A 437-nucleotide genomic window follows, 5' to 3' on the forward strand; every position below is an offset into this window, starting at 1 on the left:
TACATCGCAGATCGACGGGCAGCCTTATCATAAAGTGCGCGTCCGGTTTCGGGCCGAAGGGGGCGGAACCGACTACCGGATACGTTTTTCTATTGGTTTAATCAGCAGACGCACACGATGGATTATCTGGCTTACAGCGAGGGTGGGCCACGTTTCCGCAAGGCCATCAACCCGCAGGTAGTGGGTGGTATCCGGTTTCAGAATTACATCAACTACAAGGGCAAAAATGATGATAGTACGTCGGTCGGCACCTACGACCGTCGCTATGAGGCCCGCCAACTCAGGGAATTATCCAGAATCGAGCAGAAAAATATCCGGGTTGTACCGTTACCCTAACTCGTTCAGGATTATTCTTTTGCGCGTGTCAGCGTCTGACTTTTTCCCAACCAGCGCAAGCCATGATACCCCGTAATCGTGAGTTGTTGATTACTAAGTCG

The 437-nt window shown here is 51.3% G+C and carries 1 protein-coding gene; it reads left to right on the forward strand.

From position 1 onward, the window contains the following. The first annotated feature begins 117 nt into the window (after positions 1-117). Positions 118-336, forward strand: a complete 219-nt coding sequence (locus tag AC23NW_RS36290) for a hypothetical protein (RefSeq protein ID WP_487455606.1) — start codon at positions 118-120, stop codon at positions 334-336. Positions 337-437 lie beyond the last annotated feature (101 nt).

The organism is Arsenicibacter sp. R0_47 (genome assembly GCF_057652235.1).

Coding starts and splice junctions, on each gene's coding strand:
- AC23NW_RS36290 (WP_487455606.1), top strand. CDS start 118: ATGGATTATCTGGCTTACAGCGAGGGTGGGCCACGTTTCCGCAAGGCC.